Below are 18,231 nucleotides of genomic sequence, written 5' to 3'. Positions count from 1 at the left end.
TGGAAATTAAGAAGCGGCAACGATTTGACACCCGAATATGCAGCAGTCACTGGCAACTCCATGACTGATGCGGGGCAATTGTCGGCATGAACGCTGCGTTGGGCGCCACTCTCCTTGTAGCAAATGACAGCCGAGGCGAGGTGCTGGTTTGCCAGGAAGGCTTGAGTTTTTGGGGCGGCGTCGACCCCGATACCGGAATGATCATCGATGCGCACCACCCGAACCACGGGGCCAACCTCGCAGGCCGTTTCGTGCTGATGCCAACTTCCAGAGGGTCTTGCAGCGGAAGCGGTGTGTTGCTGCAGCTGGCGCGCAATGGACAATCGCCGGCTGCACTCGTTTTTCGTGAAAGCGAGGATATTCTGACCCTCGGCGCGATCATTTCGACGCGGCTCTTCGATCGCCCAATTGCGGTTCTGCGTCTCCCATCCGTTCTTTATGACGAACTTTCCTATGCGGGTGAGGCCGAGATAAAGGGCAATACGCTGCATTTTTCTGGCCAATCCGTGCTGCTGTTGCAACCGGACACACAACATCTCCGTCTGAGTGAATCAGACCGGACGTTGCTCGCAGGCCACGATGGCCAAGCCCGGCAGATCGCGATGGAAGTCATCTGCCTGATGACGGCGGTGCAAGGTGCGCATGAGTTGATCGATGTGTCGCGCGCCCACATAGATGGATGCATTCTGGCCCATGACGCCAATCTCGATTTTGCCGAGAAGATGGACCAGATGGGCGCAAAGACCCTGATCCCGACCACCATCAACGCAATTTCCGTGGACAGGGAAAACTGGCACTCCCAAGGTGTCATGCCGGATTTCGGCAACAGAGCCAGCCGGCTTGCGGATGCTTACGTGCACATGGGCGCACGTCCGACATTCACGTGCGCGCCCTATCTGCTTGATGATGCGCCCGGTGAGGATGAAGCCATCGGATGGTCGGAATCGAACGCTGTTGTGTACGCAAACTCCGTACTCGGCGCACGCACGCAGAAACATCCGGATTATCTTGATCTGTTCATCGCGATCACGGGACGCGCGCCCAAGACCGGTGTCTATCTGACCGAGAACCGGGTGCCGGTTTGCGAGTTGCGCGTGATCCTGCCTGAGCGTGCCGATGATTCCCTGTGGCCCATGTTGGGATGGCTGGCGGGGAGCAAATCTCCCTCTGGCATCCCGGTGCTCACGGGTCTTGAGAAATTGTCTCCAACGCCAGACGATCTCAAGGCGCTCTGCGCCGCGTTTGCCACAATGTCAGCAGCGCCGATGTTGCATGTGAGAGGACACACGCCAGAAGGCGATGTGCCTCTGTCTCCCGGCGCGAAGCGGCTCGACATCACTATGGGGGATCTGAGAGAACTCTGGCAGGGGTTCAATGCGGCCGATGATCAGGTTGACCTGGTGGCAATCGGCAGCCCGCATGCGTCCCTGGCTGAAATGCGTAAATTCGCTGATTTGCTGAGCGGCCAAAGCTGTCCCACCATGATCAAGACGATTGTCACTGTTGGCCGAAAGGTTCTTGCTGATATGACAGAGGAGGGCATTCTGGACCGATTGCAGCGGGTTGGCGTTCAGGTGATCCCGGATGTTTGCTGGTGTTCAATGACAGAGCCGGTTTTCCCGATGACTGCATCGGTCTTGATGACAAACTCCGGAAAATATGCCCATTACGGCAAAGGCCTGACAGGGCGGGGAGTGCGGTTCGGGAGTCTGGAAGACTGCGCGAAAGCCGCCGTGAGCGGGTATGCAGACAAAGGGCTTCCCGCCTGGCTTTCATCAGAGTCTTGAGTGGAGCCAACGACGGTCTTGGTTTGGTCCCGGGCCGCTGCTTTACCTGTCTGGTCCTGCGTGTAGTGAAAATGGAAAACCGTACGTTACATCGCGGGTTTCAGGCTGCCTTGCACATCGCGCATACACCACGCAGTTCGATTGTGGTTTTCTTCAATGCGAAGCCCCGCTTTTCGGCAAGGCCCTTGAGATGATTTGCCAGCACCATGTCTGACAGTTCAGTGACCTGACTGCAGGTCTCGCAAATCATGAAGGCAAGAGTTTCGTGGCCGTCGCAGTCGGGATGGCGGCAGGCGACAAAGGCATTGAGGCTTTCGAGACGATGGACAAGCCCGAACTCCACCAGCTTGTCGAGCGCCCGGTAGACCTGGAGCGGGGCGCGGAAGCCGTGATCGCGCAGCTGGTCGAGAATGGTGTAGGCGCTCAGCGGGCCGTCGGAATTCGTCAAAGCCCCCATGACCAGTGACTGGTTCTTGGTCAGGTCCACGGGTGCGTGCAAATGATCATTCATGGCCGGCTCCTTTCTGAGGCTGGGGGCCCTTGTCGAGGTCAAGCCGGCGACGCAAGTGGATTGCAGGCCAGGGCAGAATCGAGAGGACAAACAGGCCCAGCGCCGCCACGACGATGCTTGGGCCTGCGGGGGTGTCCCATTCCAGCGAACCGAACAGGCCGCCGACAACCGATGCGGCCCCGATCACTGCAGCGAGTATGGCCATCTGTTCTGGGCCTGAGGCAAACCGGCGTGCGGCGGCAGCGGGGATGATCAGCATGGCGGTGATCAGAAGCACGCCGACGATTTTCATGGAGATGGCGATGACTGCCGCCATCAGAAGCATGAAAATGATGTTGGCGCGATCCGGGTTCATGTTCTCCGCCTCCGCCAGCTCGCGGTTGACGGTGGCGGCAAAGAATGGCCGCCAAATCAAGGCGAGAATGACCAGCACGATCGCGCCGCCGAGCCAGATGATGCCCACGTCGATTCTGGAGACGGCAAGAATATCGCCGAACAGGAAGCCCATGAGGTCCATTCGCACCCAGGTCATGAAGGCGAGCACAACAAGGCCAAGCGCCAACGCGGAATGGGCCAGCAGACCGAGCAGTGCGTCGGATGAAAGTGTGGCGCGCTTCTGAAGCAGCAGCAGTGCGATCGACACACAGGCCGATACTGCAAACACGGCCAGTGTGATGTTGATTTCAAAAAGGAAGGCCAGCGCCACACCGAGCAGAGCCGCATGCGACAGTGTATCGCCGAAATACGCAAGGCGGCGCCAGACAATGAAACAGCCGAGTGGTCCAGCGACCAGCGCCACGCCAATACCGGCCAGAACCGCGCGGGTGAAGAAGTCGTCAAGCATTGCGATTTCCTCCGCCGCCGGGATTGGCGTGATCATCGGCCGGATCTGAATGATGGTGATGATGTCCGTCTTCGGGATGGCAATGATCGGTGATGCTTCCGTCGCCGTGGCGCACGCGTCCATCGGGCAGATGGGTGTGGTCATGGTGATGCTCATAGACCGCCAGCGTCGAGGCGGCGCGGGCGCCGAACAGGGCCTTGTATTCCGCGCTCGAAGCGACCACGGTCGGTGTGCCGGAGCAGCAGACGTGGCCGTTGAGGCAGATCACACGGTCAGTGGCTGCCATGACCACGTGCAGATCATGAGAGATGAGAAGAATTCCGCAACGGAGATCGTCACGTATCTTTTGGATCAGATTGTAAAGAGAGATCTCACCAGTGAAGTCGACGCCCTGTACAGGTTCGTCGAGCACCAGCAGATCAGGTTTGCGTGCCATGGCGCGCGCCAGCATCACCCGCTGGAACTCACCGCCTGAAAGCGTGCGCACTTCCGCTTGTTCAAGGTGACTGACGCCTGTGGCAGCCATTGCATCGTCCGCTTCGGAAGCGCTGACCTCACCGGTGAGACTCATGAAGCGGCGCACAGTCAGTGGCAGAGTCCAGTCGACTGTCAATTTCTGCGGCACATAGGACACTTTCAGATCCGGACGGCGGCTGACTTCGCCCTCATCGGGTTTGAGGATTCCGAGTGCCATTTTTGCGCTTGTGGATTTGCCCGACCCGTTGGGGCCGATCAGGGTCACGATTTCGCCCTTGTCGACTGAAAAGCTCACACCGCGCACCAGCCATCGGCCGGAACGGTGAATACCCGCATTGTCGAGCGTTGCGAGCGCGTCAGGTTTTTTCAACATGGCTTTGAACGTATCTTTGTCAGGAGTCTCGAAGCAGGGGCTTGTCACACCATATCGCACACGTTATACAGTTACGCAATCATGTTATGAGATAACGTGACGTTGCTGTGAACAACAAACATGCCATACGCAAATCAAAAGGGATTCCCATGTGCAAAGCCCGAGCCATTCTTCTCGCCTCAACGCTGCTTGCCGCATCGGTAATCTCGGCTCATGCTGAGGTCAATGTGGTCGCGTCGATCAAGCCTGTCCACTCGCTGGTTGCTGCGGTCATGGAAGGTGTTGGTGAGCCTGGGCTGATTGTGGACGGTGCCGGTTCGCCGCACAATTACGCACTCAAGCCATCGCAAGCGCAGATGCTCGAGTCTGCTGATGTGGTGTTCTGGATAGGTCACGAATTGGAGGCCTTCCTTGAAAAGCCTTTGGAGACAATCGCGGCGAACGCGAAGTCCATCGAACTGATCAATGGGCATGATCTGGTAAAGCTCGGCTTTCGCGAGGGCGGCGCATTTGAGAGACATGATCACGGCGACGAGGATGGTCATGAGGATCATGCGGAAGCCGGGCACGAACATGACCATGAGGAGAAGGCAGAGGCTCACGGCCATGATCACGACCACGATCATGATCATGAAACCGCAGCGCATGAGGACGATCACGACGAACATGCCCATGGCGAATATGATGCGCATATCTGGCTCGATCCGATCAACGCCAAGGCAATGGTGCATGAAATCGAGGAGGCACTTGCCAGCGCAGATCCGGCGAATGCGGCGAAATATGAGGCCAATGCCGAAGCTGTCTCAGCCAGGCTTGATACGCTGATCACCGAGGTCTCGGCCAAGCTGGAGCCGGTCAAGGGCAAGGGCTTCATCGTGTTTCACGATGCCTATCACTATTTCGAGAATCGCTTCGGCGTTACCGCCGCAGGTTCGATCACGGTGTCGCCCGAGGTGATGCCCGGCGCGGAACGCGTCACCGAGATCCGTGCCAAGGTGCAGGAACTGGGTGCGGCCTGCGTTTTCGCCGAGCCGCAGTTCGAGCCGAAACTGGTTTCGACCGTGATCGAGGGCACTGCGGCAAAATCCGGCATCATCGATCCGCTGGGCGCGGAGCTCGCGGATGGGCCGGACCTCTATTTCGAGGTGATCGAAAACATGGCTGATTCCATCAAGACCTGCCTCTCCGAGGCAAGCTGAACCTCCGGATCCTAAAATCCACGGGCGGCTCTAGGCCGCCCGTGACAGCAATCAGGTCTCTGATCCAGCAGATGATCACCGCTCCCAGGCTGGCTTGGTTGGGTTGTCCCGGTATCCGGTTGAAGCTGGTGTCTTAGAATTCCAGCTCACCCACGTCGCGCAAATAGGCCTCGAAGAAGTCTGAAAAACTGGCGACGAGTGGCGGCAGGGTTTCATAGGGCGGATAGAACAGGGTGAGCCAAAGAGGCTGGATTTCCCAGTCATCAAGCAGCTGTTCCACTTCCTCGCGGGCAAGTGCATCCTTAAAGATGAAATCCGGCAGCACGGCTATCCCGTCGCCGGATTTGACCAGGGAATAGAGAAAATCGCCGCTGTTTGAGACCAGCTCTGTTCCAGCCGGAATGTTCCGCGTGATCTGCGCCTTGCGGAATCTCCAGATCTCCGATCCGCCGTTGGCGGAATAGGACATGCAAAACTCTCGTTTGAGGTCGTCAGGGGTCTGCGGCCGGTCGATCCGATCGAACAGGCCTGGCGCGGCGATCGCGTGGCGCGGTACCTCACAGATCTTCCGCCAGATTGTCGATTTGTCAGTGGGCGGACCCGATATGCGGATTGCCAGGTCACAATTTTCTTCCACGATGTCGACGAGCGTGTCGGTCAGCTGCACATTCAGGGTGACGTTAGGGTAGGCGAGCCGGAAGCTGTCTATCAGGTCGGGCAGCAAGCGCAGACCCAGTGACATCGGAGCATTGATCGCGAGCCGCCCGTGATCCGGCCGTGCGGCGCGGGCGACCTCTCCGGCGATCTGATCGAACTGTTCCACAATCGGTGCAAACCGAGCAGCAACCCGTGCTCCGGCACTGGTCAGTGCGACCTGGCGGGTTGTGCGCTTCAAAAGCTGGGTGTCCAGATCATTCTCAAGTCTGGCAACAATCCGCGTCACCGATGCCGGAGTCATGTTCAGGTTGCGCGCAGCCGCTGCAAAGCTTTTAAGCTCTGCGACCTTTAGGAAAACGCGAATGGGTTTGATGTCCTGCACTGCCCATTATTGCAATAACGACAACAGTAAATGCAAGCGGGTTTCTATTCTTGGGACCGCTTGTTTTCCCTATCTTGTTGGCAGCAGCAATTCCAAACCTACGGAGCGCCATTATGATCAAACAGATCAAGGGTCTGCACCACGTCACATCAATGGCGGCAGATGCGAATGAAAACAACGCATTCTTCACCCACACACTCGGCTTGCGCCGGGTTAAGAAGACGGTGAATTTCGATGCGCCGGATGTCTACCATTTGTACTATGGCGACGAAGTCGGCACGCCCGGCTCGGTGATGACCTATTTTCCCTTTGGCGAGATGCCGCGCGGCCAGCGCGGCGCGGGCGAAGTCGGTGTAACCGAATTTGCAGTGCCCAAAGGTGCGCTCGAATTCTGGAAGGGCCGGCTGTCCGGCAAAGGGGTTAGCGGACTTGCCGAGGATTCCTTCCTGGGAGAAGCCCGGCTGACATTCGATGGACCGGATGGCGACGGGTTTGCCCTGGTGGAAAGTGAAGCGCAGGGCCGGACAGCCTGGACGGGATCAGATGTGCCCGATGATGCAGGGATCTTGGGATTTCACGGTGCCCGGTTTCTGCTGCGCGATGCGGCGGCGACTGGAGAGTTGCTGTCTTACATGGGGTACCAGAAGGAAGAGACATCCGGTGTGGTTACCCGTTACCGGGTGGCTGGCGGCAACGCTGCCGACACGATCGATCTGGAAGAACTGCCAGGCGCGCAGGCTGCCGGTCAGGGCGCAGGTTCGGTACACCACATTGCCTTTGCAGTTGAAGATCGTGCTGCACAGCTCGAGGTTCGCCGCGCCTTGATGGAAACCGGCTATCAGGTCACCCCCGTGATCGACCGGGATTATTTCTGGGCGATCTATTTCCGCGCCCCGGGTGGCGTGCTGTTCGAGGTGGCGACCAATGAACCGGGTTTTGATCGCGACGAAGACACCGCCCATCTCGGTGAGGCGCTGAAGCTGCCCACGCGTTATGAACCGCACCGCGCCCAGATCGAGGCACTGCTGCCTCCGATCGCAGGCTGAGGAGAGCAGGATGTCGATCGATAGCTATCATGCCTTGACCAAGGCACCCGCTCCTGGCGCACCGTTGATGTTCGCCTTTCATGGCACCGGTGGAGATGAAACGCAGTTCTTTGACCTGGCACAGCAGATCCTGCCTGAAGCGGGAATTGTGTCGCCGCGGGGTGATGTGTCCGAGATGGGAGCCGCCCGCTTCTTCCGCCGGACAGGGGAGGGCGTCTACGACATGGACGACCTTGCGCAAAGAACCGAGGCGATGGCCGGGTACGTAGCAGCTCACAAGGCTCTGCACCCGGACGCCGCGATATACGGCTTCGGTTATTCGAATGGCGCCAACATTCTCGCGTCTGTGGCCATGGCGCATCCGGAACTGTTTGACCGGATCGGGCTGTTGCACCCCTTGATACCGTGGGAACAGTCACCTGTTCCCGGGCTTGAAGGCCGGCATGTGCTGGTGACAGCCGGTCGGCGGGACCCGATCTGCCCATGGCCGCTCAGCCAGACGCTGATCGACTGGCTTGCGGCTCAGGGTGCAAAGGTTGTCACCGAGGTGCATGATGGCGGACACGAGCTTCGCCAGCCGGAGCTTCTGGCCTTGCAGGCGTTGCTGACCGCAGCCTGACCAACCGACTGCGAGATATTACAAGGTAATCGCCTACCGCCAGCTCTGGTCCTGTCGTTTCAAGTTCTGGCGTTGGTAATCGCCGGACTGAAGAGCATCAGGCTGAGGATCTCGAACAGCACCTGAGCGCCTGCATGGGCGGTGGTTGTGGCGTCATGTTGCGGGGCGCTCTGACCACGTCACCACTGGCGATCTCTCCGCCCTGACTCTGCCCGTATTTGTCTTTCAACGCATCAAGCTTGGTTTTGTTCCAGATCATGCGGCCACCTTTGCCAGCTGTTTCGGTGCCCTGCGGGGCACGAAGGAAAAATGTTGCAAAGCAGTATGGCGAAAGCAGTTGATATTGTTTGCAGGGGGAGGGCATGACAGGTTCAGATCGAAGTCTTCCTGAGCGGTGCAGGCCGTTCGGACAATCATTCGAAAGTTCCGTCATGCCCAGTCCTCGCATAAGTCCTTTGGTCGCAAACCTTACGGCGCCACCGATCCCCGAAGTTCAGGCCTGGAAGCAGGACTATCCCGGCCATTTAGGCCCCTTGATCGATCTGTCTCAGGCTGTGCCCGGGTATCCGCCGCATCCTGATATGCTGCGATGGCTTGGTGAGGCCGCGAGTTCTGTGGCGATGGCTGGCTACGGGGACATCGAAGGCGAGCCGGAATTGCGCTCGGCCTATGCTGGTTGGATCAGTGACCTCTATGAGGCCGAGATCAGACCCGCGCATATCCATGTGACCTCAGGCTGCAACCAGGCCTTCATGGCAGCGATGATGACGGTTGCCGGCCCTGGCGACCGGGTGATGTTGACCAGACCATGCTATTTCAACCATGAGACAACACTTTCGATGTCGGGCGTCACGGTCGACTATGTCGATTGCGAGGCGGAGAACGGCTTTCTGCCCAGACCCGCTGATGTGCAGGCGATGATCAGCGATGGCGTTCGCGCGCTGGCGGTGGTCACGCCCAACAATCCCACCGGTGCCACCTATCCGGCGGGTTTGTTGCAGGAGCTGTTCGACCTTTGCCGGACCCATGAGATCTGGCTGTTTGTGGACGAAACCTACCGTGACTTTCTGCCATTTGATTCGGGTCCGCCGCATGGGCTTTTTGCGCAGCCTGACTGGCAGGATACCCTGGTCGGTCTTTACAGTTTCTCGAAGTCTTTCTGCATTCCAGGCCATCGGGTTGGTGCGGTGACCGCGGGGCCGGAAATGGTAGCCCAGATTGCCAAGGTGATGGACAACCTTCAGATCTGCGCACCTCGGCCGCCGCAACAGGCGTTGACCAGGGCGATCCCCGAGCTTGGTACTTGGCGTCGTCACAACACGGTGGAGATCACCGCCCGCAGCGCGGCGCTGACAAAGGCCATGCTCGGTGCGCCTGGTTGGGAGATTGAGGCGTTGGGCGCATATTTTGCCTTTGTTCGCCATCCCTTCGACGATCTCAGCGCCTATGAGGTTGCCCGCCGACTGGCTCAGGAGACCGGGGTGATCACTATCCCCGGCTCGTTTTTCGGAGCCGGGCTTGAGCGCTACCTGCGGGTTGCGTTTGCCAACGCCGATGTCGCCACCATCGGCGGGCTTGGAGCGCGGTTCTCCGCTTGCTCCGGTTGATCCGTGAGTTAGGGTTTTGAGACTCCAGGCCTGACAACCGCTTCGGCTTCGATCTCGACGCGGAAATCCCCGATCAGATTGCCGACCAGAAAGGTCGTATTGCCGTCGCGATGCTGATCGGCAACCTGCCACAGGCCGGTCAGAATCCGGCTGATTGTCAGCCCGGGAGCGAGGTCTTTGCGATCGGGTTGCATGGTCATTTGTCCTCGTTGCGGCGTCCAAGGTGACGCGAGACGGAGCGGGTTTCGGGCAGGATGCCCTGGGGCCGCCACAGCAGAATGATACAGAGCATGACCCCGATAATGACGATCTGCAAAGATGCGGCTCTCGCCTGCTGGTCGGCGGTGTCAACGGCGGAGTAAAAACCGGCCTGATGGCGGCATAAAACCCGGCCACTTGCGGCGCGCGAGCTGCTCGGGCATCGCAGGCTCACAGTGGTCACCAATTCATCCGATATCGCCCGGACGCTGGCCACGGTCAACGGCAACAAGGTTTACATGGCAGGAGGCGAACTGCGGAGCGATTCCGGTGCCGCCTTCGGGGTTTCAGCCATTGAGTTCATCTCCAAATTCTCTGTCGCCCACGCCATAATATCAGCCGGTGCAATAGATGCCGGCTCCGGGGTCATGGATTATGATCTCGAGGAGGCCGAGTTTGCGCGGATGATGCTCTCGCGCGGCGAGAACACCTATGTGGTCACGGATCACAGCAAGTTTGGCCGTCGCGGACTGGTGCTTGTCTCCGGCTTTGACGCGGTCGGTCATCTTCTGACTGACCAGCCCGCCAGTCAGGAGATTGCCGGAGCCCTGGACGCCAATGAAACTCGATTGATTGTTGCTGCGGAAACCTGATTGCAATTGGAGCTCGGGTGCTGGAGAAATGGGCCGTGTCTGGCCTCTCCAATCAGCCTGTTTTCGCGTGCCTATACGTTCAGTAGAACACAGTGTTTCCGTTTGCGGTACTTCGCATCTGCACAGAGTCGTGACAATGGGTTCGTTGGACTGACGTGTTTCCTGTGATCTTGCCCATGGCTATACGGGGTGTCGCGTTGTAAAAAGCGCCGTATCGCAATCAGGTTTGGAAGCCATGGTCACAAAAACCGCATCATCTCTCGCCTGTCTTGTCGTGTTTCTTTTCACGGTGCCAGTGCCTGCCATTGCGCAACAGCCGCTCGCGGTTGAGATTGTCGAGGCGGTCAGGGCACCGGAACATCGTAGCTATTCACTTACTGGTGAAATTCGTGCCGATCAGAGCGTAATGTCAGCCTTCCCAGTTGGGGGGCGGGTCATTGAGGTGCTGGCCGACGTAGGCGACATGGTCGAAAAAGACATGATATTGGCGCGACTGGATCCAATCCAGAGCGAATTGGCGGTGAGAGCTGCCGAAGCCGGGCTGGTGACGGCGCAGGCCGACCATCGGCAGGCAATCGAAGATTATGAACGCGCGAAATCCTTGCTTGTCAGTGGAGCGGGCACCCTGGCGACGCGGGATTCTGCCGAAGACGCGCTGGGTGTCGCGCGAGGCGCTCTGCAAAGGGCCAGGGCGGAACTGCAGAGTGCGCGTAAAACACTTTCTGATACAGTTTTGCGCGCACCGTCGGCATCGACGGTTCTGGACCGAATGGTCGAGCCCGGACAGATCGTCGGGGCAGCACAAGCGGCAATGGAACTGGCACTCGACAAGGGGTACGAAGCAGTTTTTGAAGTCTCTGAAGCGATGGTGCTGCAGGGGGCGCCAACATCGGATATTCAGCTGTCACGATTGTCGTCGCCGCAGAGGACTTTCCTGGGGCGCATCAAGGAGATCTCGCCTCTGGTGGATGTCAGCACCGGAACAGTTGAAGCCAAGGTGGAGGTGATAGATCCGCCGACCGGTCTTGATTACGGCGAGCCTGTGCGAGGCACGGCGACCCGCTACGAAGGTGATTTGATCCGTCTGCCGTTCGAAGCGATCAGTGCTTCGCGCGAAGGGCCGGCGGTGTGGAAGGTCGATCGCGAATCCATGCAGGTTTCGCTGCAACAGATCGAGATTGATCGCCACGAAACCGGCCTTGTGCTCGTTTCAAACGGCATTGAAGACGGCGACTGGATAGTAACGAAGGGTTCGCAGTTGCTCTACCCTGGCCGCAAAGTTAGACGCGTCGAGGTGAGCCAATGAGAACGCTCATTGCAATTCTGGCGATTGCTGTCGCAATGCCAGCCTTTGCCCAGGATAGGCCTCGTCCGGTGGCCTCGATTCTTGTTGATGCCAAAGAAGCAATTCTTCGCAGCTACACAGGAAGCGTCGTAGCGGGTACGGAAGTCGAACTCGGATTTCCGATGATTGGTACCATTTCGAACCGTCCAGTCGATGTGGGCGATCAGGTTTCAAACGGTGATATGCTGGCCCAATTGAGCGCCGAAGACCTGACTTCCGATCTGAGAAGCGCCGAAGCTAGTGTTGTGGTTGCGCGTTCTCAGCTTCGCTCGGCAACCAATGCCCGCGATCGCGCCAAGGAATTGGCGGAGCGTGGAGTAAGCAGCAGCACCACCCTCGAGGACAGGGAGCGTGCGCTGGTTGCCGCTCAAGCGCAATTGGATCAGGCTTTGTCTGGAAGTGCCCAGGCTCAGGATTTGCTTGATCTGGCAACTTTGAAGGCCCCCTTCGATGGTGTGGTTACCGAAACCGAAGCCGAAATCGGGGCGACAGTTTCCGCCGGCCAAACCGTCCTTCGCTTTGCTGATAGCGGCACCCGTGAAGTCGTCATAGACGTCTCTGAACAGGATGCGGGTCTGGTCAATAAGGGAGACCGTTTCACTGTGCGGCTTCTGGCAGATGATTCTGTTAGCGCGGAAGCTGTTCTTGACCGGATCAATCCTGTTGCCGAGCGGGCAACGCGTACCCAGCGCCTGCATCTGGTGCTGGAGAATCCTTCACCATCGTTCAGGCTCGGTGCGCTTGCCCGTGTCGAACCCTCCCGGAATGCTGCCTTGCAAATCATTGTTCCACTCTCTGCCGTTCTTGAACCACCAGCGGTTTGGCTCGTTGAGCGAGGATCCAACACGGTTGCCAAGCAACCAGTGGTGATTGCTGAGACCAACGAGGATTTTGCGGTGATCGCATCCGGGCTGACCCCCGGAGACGAGGTGGTCACCAAAGGTACACATTCTCTAGAAGACGGCCAAATTGTTGGCCCGCGGATTTCCGAATGAACAAGTTCAATCTGTCCGACTGGGCTCTCCATCACCGTTCCTTTATCTGGTTCCTGATGCTCATCTCAACGGTGGCGGGTATTCTGTCATATATGTCGATCGGACGTGAGGAAGATCCGAACTTCGATATCAAGACGATGATCATCGCCGCTTCGCTTCCTGGTGCCGATACCCGCGAAACGCTCACCCAGGTTACCGATCGGATTGAGAAGAAACTCGAGGATCTCAATGAACTGGATTTCACCCGTTCGGTAACGCGGCCCGGAGAAAGCATAGTTTATGTCGAACTGCTGCCTTCGACCCCCGGCAAGGATCTTAAAGAAATCTGGCAACGCGTACGTAACATGATGGCGGATATCCGACCTGAATTCCCGACTGAGTTCGCAGGATTTCAGTTCAACGACAATTTTGGTGACGTCTTCGGGAATATCTACGCCTTTACATCGGACGGTTTTTCACCGCGCGAAGTCCGCGATTATGTGGAAACTGTTCGTCGTGGTGTTCAGGCGCTTCCCGACGCGGGGAAGATCGAGCTCTTCGGAACCCGCGACGAGGTCATTTATCTCGAGTTCTCAACCGACCGCCTCGCTGCGCTCGGCCTCAACCAGCAAGCGGTTCAGGCAACACTTTCTGAGCAGAATGCCATTATTCCGTCTGGTGTTATCGATGCAGGGCCTGAGCGGGTTCTGGTGCGCATTGGCGGACAGTTCTCGGATGCACAAAGCCTTGAGGACATCAATCTTCGGGTTGGTGACCGGTTTTTCCGTCTGGCTGATGTTGCTGACATACGCCGTACCTACGAACATCCGCCATCGTCCATGTTTCGCTTCAAGGGGGAAGAGGCAATCGGGCTGGCTGTGGGAATGCGGCAGGGTGCCAACATTCTAGATTTCGGAGCTGAGCTTAATGAAGTCATTGCCAAGGCTCAATCAGAGTTGCCGATTGGTCTGGAGATCCATCAGGTCGCAGATCAGCCAGATGTGGTTGATGAAGCCGTCGGCCACTTTCTCAAGGCGCTCCTGGAAGCGGTGCTGATCGTTCTGGCGGTGAGTTTTATCTCGCTTGGGCTTCGAGCCGGTCTTGTGGTTACACTCACCATTCCGCTGGTTCTGGCCATTACCTTTGTAATCATGGACGTCGCCGGGTTTACGCTGCAGCGTATCTCGCTGGGCGCGCTTATTATCGCCCTGGGACTTCTTGTTGATGATGCCATGATTGCAATCGAGACGATGATATCGCGATTGGAGAAGGGTGAGACTCTTGCAAAGTCCGCCTCGTACGCCTGGACCTCAATCGCTTTTCCGATGCTCACCGGAACCCTGGTCACGGTTTCCGGGTTTATTCCAATCGGCCTCAACTCATCGGCTGCAGGCCAGTTCACCTTCTCTCTGTTTGTTGTGATTGCTGTATCGCTACTGATCTCCTGGGTTGTGGCGGTCTTGTTTGCGCCGCTGTTGGGCGTGACGTTCCTGCCAGCAAGAATGAAACACCACGAAATCAAGGCTGGGCGGGTGCGTCGGGCGTTTCGTGCAGCGCTGCGATTTTGCATGGGTCATCGCTGGATTACGATTTTCTCGACCATCCTCGTGTTCGCGGTATCGGTTTATGGGATGCGCTTTGTGGAGCAGCAGTTCTTTCCAAATTCTGACAGACCGGAATTGATCATTGATTTTACACTGCCTCAGAATGCATCGATCACCCAGACATCCGAAGAAATTGCACGAATGGAAGAGGTCCTTGGCAACAGCGACAAGGTCCTTTTCTGGTCAGCCTATGTGGGTCAAAGCGCGCCGCGTTTTCTTTTGTCCTATGACGTGCTCACACCTGGCCCCAACGTTGGTCAGATTGTGATTCAGACGCGATCTATTGAAGCGCGCGATGAACTGAAAAAAGAACTCACGGAAGTGGCCGCGGAGCAGTTTCCGGGAGTTGATCTCTTCGTCAAATTGCTCGAAATCGGGCCGCCTGTTGGCCGGCCGGTGCAGTACCGGATGTCGGGGCCTGACATTGAATCAGTGCGTGACCGGGCTCGGGACCTGACAGCGATAGTTGCATCTGATGACCGTCTCGATAGCATCATCATGGACTGGAACGAACCGGTGCGGGTGGTTCGCGTCGAAATCCTGCAGGACAAGGCGCGCCAGCTCGGTATCTCCCAATCCGAGATATCCGCAGCTTTGAGCGCGATTTATGATGGAACGACGATCACGCAATTGCGCGACCGCGACTATTTGATAGATATCGCTGCACGCGGAGATGATGCATCCCGGCAGTCGGTGGAAGCGCTGTCCGAATTGCAGCTCTCAGGTTCCGGGTCGGTCACGATACCACTGCGATCAGTGGCAACCTTCAGCTATGAAACCGAGCAACCGGTTATTCACCAGCGCGGTCGCATGCCGACCATTACCATCAAGGCTGCCATTCTGGGCAAGGATCAGCCGGCAACGATCGTTGCGTCGCTGTCTGACAAGATTGCTGCGTTCAATGAGAGTCTGCCGTTTGGATACAAGGTCGAGGTTGCGGGATCAGTCGCCGAAAGCGCAAAAAGCCAAGCGCCGATCGCTGCCGTGGTGCCGATCATGCTGCTCATCATGCTGACGCTGATCATGATCCAGGTGCAGAGTTTCCGCCTCATGTTTGTTGTTGTCTGCGTTGCGCCGCTGGGCCTTATCGGGGTTGTTGGTGCACTGTTGCCGTCCGGCGCACCATTGGGGTTCGTCGCCATTCTGGGTGTGCTCGCCCTTATTGGCATCCTGATCCGCAACTCGATCATCCTGATTGATGAAGTCGAGGTGCTGCGTGCAAAAGGCCACTCGGCGTGGATTGCAGTGTTCGAGGCTTCGGACGCTCGAGCTCGTCCGATCGTGCTTACGGCGGCCGCCGCCAGTCTGGCGCTTATCCCGATATCCCGCCAGATTTTCTGGGGCCCGATGGCCTATGCGATGATGGGCGGCATTATCGCCGGAACCGCCATCACGCTGTTTTTTGCACCAGCGCTGTATCTGGCGGTATTCCGGGTCAAAAAGGATGAAGAGCCGCCGGTGGAAGAGACCCCGGACGGTGAAGCGTTGGAAGCCCAGCCGACGACATAACGTGTTCTTGAACAAAGCTGGGGACGGTTTGTCTCGGCCCGGGGACTGCCGTGTTCCCGTTCAGGCGCCCTGAGCTGTCTGTTTTGCTTTTGCCATGTGCGCATCAAGCCCCTCTGTGTATTCGGCGATCAGCGAGCGCACGACCTCTTTCTGAGCTTCCTTCGCGCTGGCTCCGGCTGCGATTGCATGGGCATGAACCGATCGCTGCCGGTCTGCACTGGTTCCATTCTTGACGATGCGGCGCGCCGATTGCACCTCCTGCCAGCAGCCGAGCGCTTCAGCGTCCTCCTGCACCATCTCGATGATCTCTTCCAACAACTCCGCGACCGGAACAACCTCGCCCCTGGCATAATCGATCAGGCCGTTGGAGACTCCGTAACGCTGGGCGCGCCAGCGGTTCTCGCCAATGAGAAAGCGGTCATAGATCCGCCAGCGCTGGTTTCTGGTGCGCAAACGCCACAGCATATGGGTGATCGATTGTGTCAGTGCCACGATCGCAAGTGTGTCATCGAGCCTTGGCGAGACATCGCAAATGCGGGACTCCAATGTGGGAAACCGGTCGGAAGGCCGCAAATCCCACCAGATCTTGGTGCAATCCTCGATCAGGCCGCTGTCGATGATGATCTGCACCGAGCGTCTGTATTCCGACCATGACGAAAAGCGCGGCGGCAATCCGGTGCGGGGGAGATTGTCGAACACCGTCAACCGGTAGGCGTTAAGTCCGGTATCGTCACCTTTCCAGTAAGGGGATGAAGTGGAAAGTGCCAGGAGATGGGGCAGGAAGTAGGGAATCTGCGACATCAGATCGATGCGGGTTTCATCATCGTCGATGCCCACATGCACATGCATCCCGCAGATCAGCATGCGCCGTGCAACGCCGCCCAGATCGCGCTCAAGCTCACGGTAGCGCTGCTTGTCGGTAAAGTGCTGCTTGTGCCAGTCGGCGAAAGGGTGGCAGGAGACTGCAAGAGGGGCCAGACCGTGTTCGCTGGCAATGCGTGCGATCACGGTGCGCAGGCGGGCAAGATCGCCCCCCGCTTCCGAAACGGTCTGGCAGACCTCTGTGCCCACCTCGATCTGGCATTGCAGGAATTCGGGGCTGACCTGGCCCTCGAGCTCATCCATGCATTGCTGCATCATTTCTTCAGGGGCTGCGCAAAGATCAAGACTGTCGCAGTCAACCAGAAGGTATTCTTCTTCCACGCCGAGGGTAAAACTGGGACGGTGGTAACTCATGGAATGATTTGAACCTGAAAACCCCGACCGTGCAAGAGTGAAAGCCTCAGAGCAGATCCTTCGGCGTGTCGCCGCGGAAAAACGCGTCGAGATTATCGAGTGCGCGAAACCCCATGGCATCGCGGGTGCGCGTGGTGGCGCTGCCGATATGGGGCAGCATGAAGATGTTCTGATGTTCCGCGAAGGCCGGATTGCCGCCGGGTTCTTTGACGAAACAGTCGAGACCCGCGGCTGCGAGATGTCCGTCTGCAAGTGCTTCAAGCAGAGCTGCTTCATCGACCAATGCGCCACGGGCTGTGTTGATGAGGATGGCGCCTGCCGGCAGCTGCGCCAGTCTCTCAGCGTTCATGAGACCAGTGGTTTCGGGCGTAGCCGGGCAATGCAGTGACAGGAAGTCCGACACGGCAAGCAGGCTTTCGATGGTCTCATGGAAGGTCGCACCAGCCTCCGAACCGGGGTCAAGCCGGCTTCGGTTGTAGTAGTGGATCTCCATGTCGAAGCCGCGCGCCTTGCGCGCGAAGGCCTGGCCGACGCGACCCATGCCGATGATGCCGAGCCGCGCGCCGGTTACCTGCTTGCCGACCATGAAGGACGGGCTCCAGAAATCCCACTGGCCGGAGCGGACCAGGTGATCGCCCTTGACTGCATGACGCGCCGCGCCGAGCATCAGCAACATGGCGATTTCCGCAGTTGCATCGGAGAGCACGTCCGGCGTGTTGGTGACTGCAATGCCGCGGGCTTTCAAGGCGGGCAGATTGCAGTGGTCTACGCCGACGGAATGATTGGCGATGATCTTCAGCCTGGGGTCGAGGCGGTTGGCAACGTCCTCGGTGAAATGCTCGGAGTGACAGGGGATGATGGCGTCCACTTTCGCGCTCATGGCAACGATCTCGTCAGCGCTGCTCAGACCATCATCCATGTTGATGATGGCATCATAGTCTCTTGCGGCCCGCTCAAGTGTTGCGTCGGACAGCTTTCGTGCAATCCAGACCTTTGGCTTGGCGCTCATCATTTTTTCCTGCGTATGCATTCATCCCAGAAGTCATAGATCGCCATGGAAAGCACAACGAATGAGATGATCATGAAGGGAAAGCCGCCCCAGAAACCGGCAAAGCCGGTGGAGATGCTGTGCGACAGACCAAGCACAAAGATGACAAGCAATGCGGTTCCGACGAACCCGGCGAACAGTTTGACTGTGTAGGACATGATC

Annotated in this window: 16 protein-coding genes and 3 pseudogenes; 9 read left to right on the top strand and 10 right to left on the bottom strand. The window is 58.0% G+C overall.

Going from position 1 to position 18,231, the window contains the following annotated elements; all coding sequences use genetic code 11:
* Positions 1-86: 86 nt before the first annotated feature.
* Positions 87-1,787, top strand: a complete 1,701-nt coding sequence (gene lhpI, locus HPDFL43_RS18830) for a cis-3-hydroxy-L-proline dehydratase (RefSeq protein ID WP_007199003.1) — start codon at positions 87-89, stop codon at positions 1,785-1,787.
* 100 nt (positions 1,788-1,887) lie between these two features.
* On the opposite strand, the gene HPDFL43_RS18825 is transcribed toward lhpI, so the two are convergent.
* From HPDFL43_RS18825 to HPDFL43_RS18815, 3 genes are read right to left on the bottom strand one after another with little or no spacing between them, the layout of a single operon-like run.
* Positions 1,888-2,298 (bottom strand): Fur family transcriptional regulator, encoded by a 411-nt coding sequence (locus tag HPDFL43_RS18825; protein ID WP_007199002.1) that lies wholly within the window; start codon positions 2,296-2,298, stop codon positions 1,888-1,890.
* On the bottom strand, positions 2,291-3,142 hold the full coding sequence (locus HPDFL43_RS18820) for a metal ABC transporter permease (RefSeq protein WP_040450544.1): 852 nt from the start codon (positions 3,140-3,142) through the stop codon (positions 2,291-2,293). Before HPDFL43_RS18820 ends, HPDFL43_RS18825 begins: the two co-directional genes overlap by 8 nt.
* A complete protein-coding gene (locus tag HPDFL43_RS18815; protein WP_007199000.1) occupies positions 3,135-3,992 on the bottom strand; it encodes an ATP-binding cassette domain-containing protein in 858 nt (285 codons plus the stop codon). The genes HPDFL43_RS18820 and HPDFL43_RS18815 overlap by 8 nt, the downstream gene beginning before the upstream one ends.
* Positions 3,993-4,141: 149 nt before the next feature.
* Between HPDFL43_RS18815 and znuA the strand changes: the two genes are divergently transcribed.
* Positions 4,142-5,191, top strand: coding sequence for a zinc ABC transporter substrate-binding protein ZnuA (znuA, locus tag HPDFL43_RS18810; RefSeq protein ID WP_007198999.1), 1,050 nt, complete (start codon positions 4,142-4,144; stop codon positions 5,189-5,191).
* A gap of 133 nt (positions 5,192-5,324) precedes the next feature.
* Here the strand turns inward: znuA and HPDFL43_RS18805 are convergent, their stop codons facing one another.
* Positions 5,325-6,230 (bottom strand): LysR family transcriptional regulator, encoded by a 906-nt coding sequence (locus HPDFL43_RS18805; RefSeq protein WP_007198998.1) that lies wholly within the window; start codon positions 6,228-6,230, stop codon positions 5,325-5,327.
* A 113-nt stretch (positions 6,231-6,343) separates the two neighbouring features.
* On the opposite strand from HPDFL43_RS18805, the gene HPDFL43_RS18800 reads away from it, so the two are divergent.
* Positions 6,344-7,276: a VOC family protein gene (locus tag HPDFL43_RS18800; protein WP_007198997.1), complete on the top strand. Its 933-nt coding sequence runs from the start codon at positions 6,344-6,346 to the stop codon at positions 7,274-7,276.
* A 10-nt stretch (positions 7,277-7,286) separates the two neighbouring features.
* Positions 7,287-7,895 carry an alpha/beta hydrolase gene (locus HPDFL43_RS18795; protein ID WP_007198996.1) on the top strand — a complete coding sequence of 203 codons (609 nt, stop codon included), beginning with the start codon at positions 7,287-7,289 and terminating at the stop codon, positions 7,893-7,895.
* A 59-nt stretch (positions 7,896-7,954) separates the two neighbouring features.
* On the opposite strand, the pseudogene HPDFL43_RS22050 reads toward HPDFL43_RS18795, so the two are convergent.
* A pseudogene (locus HPDFL43_RS22050) lies at positions 7,955-8,088 on the bottom strand (agmatinase); the annotation flags it as partial.
* A gap of 238 nt (positions 8,089-8,326) precedes the next feature.
* Here HPDFL43_RS22050 and HPDFL43_RS18790 point away from each other — a divergent pair.
* Positions 8,327-9,502: an aminotransferase gene (locus HPDFL43_RS18790; protein ID WP_040449347.1), complete on the top strand. Its 1,176-nt coding sequence runs from the start codon at positions 8,327-8,329 to the stop codon at positions 9,500-9,502.
* A gap of 8 nt (positions 9,503-9,510) precedes the next feature.
* On the opposite strand, the gene HPDFL43_RS18785 is transcribed toward HPDFL43_RS18790, so the two are convergent.
* The gene (locus HPDFL43_RS18785) at positions 9,511-9,696 is read right to left on the bottom strand and encodes a hypothetical protein (RefSeq protein WP_040449346.1); all 186 of its coding nucleotides are present in this window, start codon (positions 9,694-9,696) and stop codon (positions 9,511-9,513) included.
* A 2-nt stretch (positions 9,697-9,698) separates the two neighbouring features.
* Positions 9,699-9,842, bottom strand: a pseudogene (locus tag HPDFL43_RS22295) (branched-chain amino acid ABC transporter permease); the annotation flags it as partial.
* A gap of 46 nt (positions 9,843-9,888) precedes the next feature.
* Between HPDFL43_RS22295 and HPDFL43_RS18780 the strand changes: the two are divergent.
* The 4 genes and pseudogenes from HPDFL43_RS18780 to HPDFL43_RS18765 form a co-directional block, all read left to right on the top strand.
* Positions 9,889-10,353: pseudogene (locus HPDFL43_RS18780) on the top strand (DeoR/GlpR family DNA-binding transcription regulator); the annotation flags it as partial.
* Positions 10,354-10,588: 235 nt separating this feature from the next.
* Positions 10,589-11,659, top strand: a complete 1,071-nt coding sequence (locus HPDFL43_RS18775) for an efflux RND transporter periplasmic adaptor subunit (RefSeq protein WP_007198990.1) — start codon at positions 10,589-10,591, stop codon at positions 11,657-11,659.
* Positions 11,660-11,727: 68 nt separating this feature from the next.
* Positions 11,728-12,693: an efflux RND transporter periplasmic adaptor subunit gene (locus tag HPDFL43_RS18770; RefSeq protein WP_169743267.1), complete on the top strand. Its 966-nt coding sequence runs from the start codon at positions 11,728-11,730 to the stop codon at positions 12,691-12,693.
* Positions 12,690-15,785, top strand: coding sequence for an efflux RND transporter permease subunit (locus HPDFL43_RS18765; protein ID WP_007198988.1), 3,096 nt, complete (start codon positions 12,690-12,692; stop codon positions 15,783-15,785). The genes HPDFL43_RS18770 and HPDFL43_RS18765 overlap by 4 nt, the downstream gene beginning before the upstream one ends.
* Before the next feature lie 60 nt (positions 15,786-15,845).
* Here HPDFL43_RS18765 and HPDFL43_RS18760 read toward each other — a convergent pair whose 3' ends face one another.
* From HPDFL43_RS18760 to HPDFL43_RS18750, 3 genes are read right to left on the bottom strand one after another with little or no spacing between them, the layout of a single operon-like run.
* The gene (locus HPDFL43_RS18760; RefSeq protein ID WP_007198987.1) at positions 15,846-17,021 is read right to left on the bottom strand and encodes a carboxylate-amine ligase; all 1,176 of its coding nucleotides are present in this window, start codon (positions 17,019-17,021) and stop codon (positions 15,846-15,848) included.
* A gap of 46 nt (positions 17,022-17,067) precedes the next feature.
* Positions 17,068-18,030 (bottom strand): 2-hydroxyacid dehydrogenase, encoded by a 963-nt coding sequence (locus tag HPDFL43_RS18755; RefSeq protein WP_040450539.1) that lies wholly within the window; start codon positions 18,028-18,030, stop codon positions 17,068-17,070.
* Positions 18,030-18,227, bottom strand: coding sequence for a hypothetical protein (locus tag HPDFL43_RS18750; protein WP_007198985.1), 198 nt, complete (start codon positions 18,225-18,227; stop codon positions 18,030-18,032). Before HPDFL43_RS18750 ends, HPDFL43_RS18755 begins: the two co-directional genes overlap by 1 nt.
* Between the last annotated feature and the right edge of the window lie 4 nt (positions 18,228-18,231).

It is taken from the genome of Hoeflea phototrophica DFL-43, from assembly GCF_000154705.2.
GTDB lineage: Bacteria > Pseudomonadota > Alphaproteobacteria > Rhizobiales > Rhizobiaceae > Hoeflea > Hoeflea phototrophica.
The sequence above is the reverse complement of the archived record's forward strand: the minus strand, read 5'-3'. Positions and strand labels throughout refer to the sequence as shown.

What these genes read in the sequence shown, in the direction of transcription:
- HPDFL43_RS18750 (WP_007198985.1), bottom strand. Translation starts at nt 18,227, where the DNA reads ATGTCCTACACAGTCAAACTGTTCGCCGGGTTCGTCGGAACCGCATTG.
- HPDFL43_RS18755 (WP_040450539.1), bottom strand. Translation starts at nt 18,030, where the DNA reads ATGAGCGCCAAGCCAAAGGTCTGGATTGCACGAAAGCTGTCCGACGCA.
- HPDFL43_RS18775 (WP_007198990.1), top strand. Translation starts at nt 10,589, where the DNA reads ATGGTCACAAAAACCGCATCATCTCTCGCCTGTCTTGTCGTGTTTCTT.
- HPDFL43_RS18800 (WP_007198997.1), top strand. Translation starts at nt 6,344, where the DNA reads ATGATCAAACAGATCAAGGGTCTGCACCACGTCACATCAATGGCGGCA.
- HPDFL43_RS18795 (WP_007198996.1), top strand. Translation starts at nt 7,287, where the DNA reads ATGTCGATCGATAGCTATCATGCCTTGACCAAGGCACCCGCTCCTGGC.
- HPDFL43_RS18790 (WP_040449347.1), top strand. Translation starts at nt 8,327, where the DNA reads ATGCCCAGTCCTCGCATAAGTCCTTTGGTCGCAAACCTTACGGCGCCA.
- HPDFL43_RS18820 (WP_040450544.1), bottom strand. Translation starts at nt 3,142, where the DNA reads ATGCTTGACGACTTCTTCACCCGCGCGGTTCTGGCCGGTATTGGCGTG.
- HPDFL43_RS18825 (WP_007199002.1), bottom strand. Translation starts at nt 2,298, where the DNA reads ATGAATGATCATTTGCACGCACCCGTGGACCTGACCAAGAACCAGTCA.
- HPDFL43_RS18785 (WP_040449346.1), bottom strand. Translation starts at nt 9,696, where the DNA reads ATGCAACCCGATCGCAAAGACCTCGCTCCCGGGCTGACAATCAGCCGG.
- HPDFL43_RS18765 (WP_007198988.1), top strand. Translation starts at nt 12,690, where the DNA reads ATGAACAAGTTCAATCTGTCCGACTGGGCTCTCCATCACCGTTCCTTT.
- znuA (WP_007198999.1), top strand. Translation starts at nt 4,142, where the DNA reads ATGTGCAAAGCCCGAGCCATTCTTCTCGCCTCAACGCTGCTTGCCGCA.
- HPDFL43_RS18815 (WP_007199000.1), bottom strand. Translation starts at nt 3,992, where the DNA reads ATGTTGAAAAAACCTGACGCGCTCGCAACGCTCGACAATGCGGGTATT.
- lhpI (WP_007199003.1), top strand. Translation starts at nt 87, where the DNA reads ATGAACGCTGCGTTGGGCGCCACTCTCCTTGTAGCAAATGACAGCCGA.
- HPDFL43_RS18760 (WP_007198987.1), bottom strand. Translation starts at nt 17,021, where the DNA reads ATGAGTTACCACCGTCCCAGTTTTACCCTCGGCGTGGAAGAAGAATAC.